Genomic DNA, 268 nt, shown 5'->3' with positions numbered 1-268 from the left:
CAAAGGCTATTCGCTCGGAAAGTCCGGAAACTTTTTTTTTAGCATTTCTCTAAGCATCGTAACTTCAAGTTCCTTCTCACCGAGTAATTTCATGGCATGATCGTATTTCTTCTGGATATCACTTTCAGAAGAAGACTTGGATAGAGGAGTTACACCCTCTTTTTCCATCTCAGCTTCAATCTCATCACGATACTGCTTTACCCAATTACTAAGAGTGGACTGATTGACTCCTGTTTTCCTAGCGATAAAAGCCATATTACCTGATTCC

At 39.9% G+C, this 268-nt stretch carries 1 protein-coding gene; it reads right to left on the bottom strand.

Annotated elements, in window-relative coordinates; all coding sequences use genetic code 11:
- Positions 1 to 6: 6 nt before the first annotated feature.
- Positions 7 to 268 (bottom strand): transposase (locus OOT08_RS18870; protein ID WP_325094440.1); only part of this gene is annotated, 262 nt, incomplete at its 5' end.

The sequence above is a fragment of the Leucobacter sp. M11 genome, assembly GCF_035726885.1.
Lineage (GTDB): Bacteria > Actinomycetota > Actinomycetes > Actinomycetales > Microbacteriaceae > JAPFRB01.
Note: the sequence above shows the minus strand (reverse complement) of the source record. Positions and strands in the feature narration are given on the sequence as shown.